General features: G+C 72.1%; 5 protein-coding genes. 1 reads left to right on the forward strand and 4 read right to left on the reverse strand.

Annotation, left to right across the window (positions count from 1 at the left end; genetic code table 11):
* Positions 1 to 147 precede the first annotated feature (147 nt).
* Both AAHM41_RS39040 and AAHM41_RS39045 read right to left on the reverse strand, forming a co-directional pair.
* Positions 148 to 1,518 (reverse strand): tetratricopeptide repeat protein, encoded by a 1,371-nt coding sequence (locus AAHM41_RS39040; protein ID WP_342242031.1) that lies wholly within the window; start codon positions 1,516 to 1,518, stop codon positions 148 to 150.
* 68 nt (positions 1,519 to 1,586) lie between these two features.
* Positions 1,587 to 1,754 (reverse strand): hypothetical protein, encoded by a 168-nt coding sequence (locus AAHM41_RS39045; RefSeq protein ID WP_342242032.1) that lies wholly within the window; start codon positions 1,752 to 1,754, stop codon positions 1,587 to 1,589.
* A 238-nt stretch (positions 1,755 to 1,992) separates the two neighbouring features.
* Between AAHM41_RS39045 and AAHM41_RS39050 the strand changes: the two genes are divergently transcribed.
* Positions 1,993 to 2,991, forward strand: coding sequence for a lysophospholipid acyltransferase family protein (locus tag AAHM41_RS39050; protein ID WP_342242033.1), 999 nt, complete (start codon positions 1,993 to 1,995; stop codon positions 2,989 to 2,991).
* Between the two features lie 3 nt (positions 2,992 to 2,994).
* Here the strand turns inward: AAHM41_RS39050 and AAHM41_RS39055 are convergent, their stop codons facing one another.
* On the reverse strand, positions 2,995 to 3,546 hold the full coding sequence (locus AAHM41_RS39055) for a gamma carbonic anhydrase family protein (RefSeq protein WP_342242034.1): 552 nt from the start codon (positions 3,544 to 3,546) through the stop codon (positions 2,995 to 2,997).
* A 4-nt stretch (positions 3,547 to 3,550) separates the two neighbouring features.
* Positions 3,551 to 4,510 (reverse strand): N-acetyl-gamma-glutamyl-phosphate reductase, encoded by a 960-nt coding sequence (argC, locus tag AAHM41_RS39060; RefSeq protein WP_342242035.1) that lies wholly within the window; start codon positions 4,508 to 4,510, stop codon positions 3,551 to 3,553.
* Positions 4,511 to 4,642 lie beyond the last annotated feature (132 nt).

Here is a 4,642-nt window from a genome sequence, read left to right on the forward strand (position 1 = left end):
CCCCCCGCCCCAATCCCCCCCCCCCCGTCCTTCGCGCGCGCCCCCCCCCCCAGCCCCCTCCCCCTGCCCCCTCCCGCAAGGGGAGGGGGGATTAGAAGAAAACGGACCGAGAAGCTCCCGCAAGCGAGAGAGGCAACGCTTACTACCTCAGGCGCTCGCGCGGGCCTCCGCCGCCATCGCCCCCTCCTCATCCCCCGCCAGCCGCAGCGCGCGGGCGGTCAGGCGCCAGTTGAACGGGCTGCCCGGCTTGGCCTCGGTGCGCTCCGCCGCCAGCGTCCGCGCCAGCTCAGCCTGGCCGCCGCGCAGCGCTGCTTCCACCAGGGTGAGGTTCAGCACGTCGCGCTGGGCGTGGCTGCCGCCGAAGCGGTGCGCCACCGCCCGCACCGGCACCAGCAGCTCGACCACCGTCTGATAGTCGCCGGCGCCGAAGGCGCGCAGCGCCCGGCACACCGGCAGCCCGACCTCGGCCGTCATCGCCGCGTTGGTGCCGCCCGCCGCCATGCTCCGGGCCTGCGCCGCCAGCAGCCGGTCGGCATCGGCGTCGCGGCCGGTGGCGACGAAGGCCATCATCGCGTGCATGTCGTTGAAGGCGTAGTAGCCGTCCTCGGCCATCGGCGCCCAGGTCTCGGCCAGCTCGGCCCAGCGGCCGCCGCCATCCACATCGCGCAGATGCAGCCGCCACAGCAGCGCCGTCGCGTCCAGCGTCTCCAGCGCCACCGGCGACGGCTGCGGCCGGATCGCCTCGTCGTACAGCCGCAGCACCGTCGCGGTCTCGCTGAGGTCGAGATGGTACAGCGCCAGGTGCCACCAGTTGTGGAAGGCGAACATGTTGTCCGGCGCCCAGTCGCCGGTGCGGCCGGTCAGCCAGCCGACGCCCTCCGGCAGCCGGCCCTGCATCTCCATGACATGGGCCACGGCATGGATCGCCCAGGGGCCGCGCGGCTGCAGCGCCACGGCCCGGCGGCCGGTCGCCTCGGCGGCGCGGTAGTCGCCGGTCTCCTCCAGCCCGAAGGCGTGCATGCCGAGGACATAGCCGTAGCCCGGCACCGACTCATCCCAGCCCGGCAGCGCCCGGGCGATGCGGTCGCGCAGCAGCTCCGTGTGGCCGAGATAGAAATCGCCGAGATGGGCGGCCTGCAGCGCCAGCCCGTCGCGTGGCCAGGCCTCCGCCACCCGGCCCCAGGCATCGACCGCGCCGGAAAAATCGCCGTCCAGCCAGGCCCGCAGCGCCGCGACATGGCCGCGCTCGCGCTCATTGGCCCCGGCCGCCAGCGCCTCCGCCGCCTCGACGCTCTGGCGCAGCGGCGCCTCGGCCGCCTTCTCGGTCGCCAGCGCCATCAGCGTGCCGCGCAGGCAATGGCCCATGACGAAGCCCGGATCCTCCGCCAGCGCGGCGTCGATCTCGGCCAGCGGGTCGCGGAAATAGCTGTGCAGCCGGTCGGCCGCCGCCTCGTAGCGGTCGAGCGCGGTGCGGCTGGTGGTCGAGACCGGAACGCCGCGGCTGTCGTGAAGGCCCATGACCCGATCCTCCCTGGTCTGGATCAGGATAGCCTAACCCGCCTGTCCCGCGCTGCTTGTGTCCTGCGTCACCCCCAAAAGGCGAAGCCCCCGTCCGGTCGGCGGGGGCTTCGGTGCTTGTCCTTGCGGCTGTAGACCTTGCCGGACGGGACGATCTTGTGGCCGAGCCGGCGGGCGATCAGCGCATGCGGATCGCGCCGCTTCGGCCCGGCCTTCGGCGGCGCGGGCTTTCTCATCTGCCTCTCCTTTCGGGCTGGGCGGCCGTGATATGGCGCTTCGCCGGTCCGGCGCAAGGCCGCAACGTCGTTTGTTAAGAAATATGTGGAAACGCGAAACATCTGGCGCCGGACAGACGTTCATGCCACGAGTAGGCTCCTAGAACGCCGCCGCGGACCGCTCGAGAACCGGGCCCCAGCAGAACCGAGGCATCCCATTACGCGTGCAACCCTTACTCCGGAGCCGGCCCGACCGGGCTTGTCGGCGCGCATCCGACGCATCCGGAAGTACTATCGACGCCACGGCCGCCGCCACCTCTCCACGGTCACGCAGGCAGCCGGTCTCTACGCGCTCTACGGGCTGATGCGCGCCCTGCCGCTCGACCTCGCTTCCGGCCTCGGCGGCTGGGTCGGGCGCGCCCTCGGGCCGCGCCTCGGCGCCTCGCGCCGGGCCGACGCCAATCTGCGCCTGGTGATGCCGGAGCTGTCGGCCGCCGGGCGCAAGCGCGTGATCCGCGGCATGTGGGACAATCTCGGCCGGGTGATCGCGGAGTTCCCGCATCTCGGCCGGCTGCGCCGCAGCGAGGCCCGGCGGCCCCGGCGCATCCAGGTCGAAGGCATCGAGCATTTCCTGTCCGCCCGCGACGGCGGCCGCGGCGTGGTGATGGCGATCGGCCATTTCGGCAATTGGGAGGTCGGGGCCGCGGTCGCCGCCAATCACGGCGTGCCCTTCACCGCCATCGCCCGGCCGCCGAAGAACCCGCTGGTCGGCCGGCTGCTGCACCGCATCCGCAGCTCGGTCGGCACCATCATGCTGGAGAAGCGGATGGAGGGGTCGGACGCCAAGCGCGCCCTATCGGTGCTGCGCGCCGGCGGCGTGCTCGGGATGATGGTCGACCAGCGCTACAATGGCGGGCTGAAGGTGCCGTTCATGGGCCATGACGCCATGACCTCGCCCGGCGCCGTGGCCATGGCCTACCATCTCGACTGCGCCGTGATCCCGGTCCGGATCGAGCGGCTGGCCGGCGCCCGCTACCGCGCGGTGTTCGAGCCGCCGCTGGCGATCCGGCGGACCGACGACCGCAAGGCCGATATCGAGGCGGCGACGATCGCGCTGAACGAGGTGGTCGAAGGCTGGGTCCGCGCCCGGCCCGAGCAGTGGCTGTGGCTGCACAAGCGCTGGATGATGCCCCGCCCGCGCAAGCTGCGGCAGCGCGTCCTGGCCTACAAGGCCAGCCTGGCGGCCCTGAAAGACTGAGGGCTACAGCGCCGATCCGGCGTCCAGCACCACATTGGCGCGGTATTCGACGCCGAGCGCGACATAGCCCTCCGCCAGCTTGCGGTGGTGCTCGTGCTCCTCGTCGGTCAGGGCGCGCACGAACCGGGCCGGGCCGCCGGCCCAGAGCTGCCCGGCCGGCACGCGCTTGCCGGGAGTCAGCAGCGCCCCGGCCGCGACCATGGCCCGGCTCTCCACCACCGCCCGGTCCATGACGCAGGCCTTCATGCCGACGAAGCTGCGGTTCTCCAGCGTGCAGGCGTGGATCAGCGCCATATGGCCGATGGTGACGTCGTCGCCGATGTAGGTCGGGCCGTCGGCCGAGGCGACATGGATCACCGTGCCGTCCTGGATGTTGGTGCGGGCGCCGATCCGGATCGGCTGCATGTCGCCACGGATGACGCAGCCGAACCAGACGCTGGTGCCCGGCCCGATCTCGACATCGCCGATCACGACGGCGCCGGGCGCGATGAAGGCGTCCGGCGCGATCCGCGGCTCCTTGTTCCGATACGGCAGGATCACCGCGCCCGCAGCCATAAGGTCAGGCCGCCTGCGAGTGCGCCGGCAGCAGCCCGGCGGTCGGGGCCAGCCCCAGCGCCAGGTTCAGGTTCTGCACCGCGGCGCCGGACGCGCCCTTGCCGAGATTGTCGAGCTGGGCCACCAGCAGCGCCTGCTGCTCCTTGGCATTGCTGAAGACGAACAGCCGCAGCTGGTTGGTGCCGTTCAGCGCCTCGGGCTCCAGCTCCGCCAGCGCCTCGGCATCGGCCAGCGGCGCGACCGAGACGAAGGCCTGGCCCTGATAGTGCTCGGCCAGCGCCGCATGCAGGTCGGCGGCCGAGGGGCGCTTCGGCAGCGCCCACAGCGGCAGCGGCAGCGACACCAGCATGCCCTGGGCGAACTGCCCGACCGAGGGCACGAAGATCGGCGCATGCGTGAGGCCGGACCAGCGCTGCAGCTCCGGCACATGCTTGTGCGCCAGCTTCAGCCCGTACAGGTAGAAGGGCGGGCCCTTCTTCTCGGCCTCGTAGCGGGCGATCAGGCTCTTGCCGCCGCCGGTATAGCCGCTGACCGCGTTGACGGTCGCCGGGTGGTCCGCCGGCACCAGGCCGCGGTCGATCAGCGGCCGCAGCAGGGCGATGCCGCCGGTCGGGTAGCAGCCGGGGTTGGAGATGCGCTTCGACGCCGCCACCGCCTCGGCCTGGCCGGGCGCCAGCTCGGGGAAGCCGTAGGTCCAGCCCTCGGCGGTGCGATAGGCGGTCGAGGCGTCGATCACCCGCACATCCGGGTTCTCGACCATCGCCACCGCCTCGCGCGCGGCGTCGTCGGGCAGGCACAGGATGGCGGCGTCGACCGAATTCAGCAGCCGGCGGCGGGCCGCCGGGTCCTTGCGCTCGGACTCGGCCAGGCTGACGACCTCGACATCGGCACGGCGGGCCAGACGGTCGCGGATCTGCAGCCCCGTCGTACCAGCCTCGCCATCGATGAACACCGTCGCCGGCATCGCCTTGCCCTCGGTAGAGATCAGAGGGTGATGACTTAACACATCCTCGGGCACAGCCGAACCGGCATCGCGGTCATGGCCGATATTTGCAGGACGACGGTTGAAGGGGGGACAGCCGGCTTTTTCTCCCCC

The sequence above is a fragment of the Inquilinus sp. OTU3971 genome, assembly GCF_038440215.1.